At 54.7% G+C, this 1,389-nt stretch carries 1 protein-coding gene; it reads left to right on the forward strand.

The window, feature by feature from the left end; genetic code table 11:
- The first annotated feature begins 140 nt into the window (after positions 1-140).
- Positions 141-965 (forward strand): HlyD family type I secretion periplasmic adaptor subunit, encoded by an 825-nt coding sequence (locus tag FHT85_RS30330; RefSeq protein WP_183775116.1) that lies wholly within the window; start codon positions 141-143, stop codon positions 963-965.
- Positions 966-1,389: the final 424 nt, after the last annotated feature.

Raw genomic sequence — 1,389 nt, forward strand, 5'->3', positions numbered from 1 at the left:
TGCAGTACGAAAACATTCTTTGCCAGATCCACCCCGATCATCGTGTCTTTCATTTTGCCGTCTTCTCCGTCCTGTGGGCTACAACCACATCATCTTGGCATATTGCAATGCCGTGAGGGGAGGACGGCAACCACCCCATCTTGTTCTGCCCCCTTCTTGAAGAAAAAGATGCTATCCGAACGAAACTTCTGGAAACGCAGGCCGGCAATCGGTTTCAGTGGCTGGACGCCGAGCAGGCCGTCATAGAAAACAAGCACGACCTCACCCAGAGCCGTCGTCAACTGGTGGAGATTGACGCGGCACGTGCAGCGCTCGAACGGCAACGGGAGCAGACGCGTGCCGAATACGAGCATCAGCTTCTCAGCGATCTGACCGATGCCCAGCAGAGTACCAATGAGCAAAATGAAGATCTCATCAAGGCTGAGCGTAAGCTCGCCGAATCGGAGCTGCGGTCCCCGATTGACGGCGTTGTCCAACAACTCTCAATCCACACGCTCGGCGGCGTCGTGACGCCTGCCCAGCAGCTTCTTGTGATCGTTCCCAAGGGGTCGGCTTTGATCCTGGAGGCGACGATCGCCAACGCCGACGTCGGATTTGTTCATGCAGGCCAGGATGTCGAGGTCAAGGTCGAGACCTTCAATTTTACCCGGTACGGTCTGCTGCACGGTCATGTCATTGAAGTCAGTGCGGATGCGGTGACTGCGGATCGCAGAACACCGGATGGTTCCAATCCGCAGGGTAATTCCGCTAGCAGCGCCGAAACGAGCCAGACGTCGGGCGCTTCGCCTACCTATGTCGCGCGGATCGCTCTTGATTCCGTTAGCATGCAGGTCGAAGGCAGGTCGGAGCCCTTGAGGCCTGGCATGGCAGTGACCGCAGAAATCAAGACGGGTTCGCGAAGGATCATCCAGTATTTGCTTTCTCCGCTGAAGGAATATGCCAGCGAGTCCATCAAGGAGCGCTGACGCGTTTTGTGGGTGGAGACACGATTCTCTGGATGGAGACCGAATTAACTCTGGCGCTGGGAGGCCATGCCGACGATGGTGTAAAGACTGCATTCAAAATGATAACGGCCTTGTAGACCAAAGCCATTTCGGGCGTCTTTTTTAGGGCTTGAAGGAAACAGCCCTGCCCAGTGGAGACGTTGCCGGGCTAGCAGCTAGCGTCATTATCAGATGATCTAGTGTCAACTCGACGTGTTGGCTCTGGCGCCAAAGTCATCGAACGATCCTGACAATGAGGAGACCTAAGGTAGACATCTTTGAAGGTTCTAACGAGTAAGTTCCATAACTCGTCTTATCTGATATTTAGTTGTAGCGGCATTTTAGAGATGCGACACATAGGCCAGTTAGAGATGCGACAGTCGTCGCCTCTCGGGATGCTGGTCGA

It is taken from the genome of Rhizobium sp. BK312 (genome assembly GCF_014193605.1).
Classification (GTDB): Bacteria; Pseudomonadota; Alphaproteobacteria; order Rhizobiales; family Rhizobiaceae; genus Rhizobium.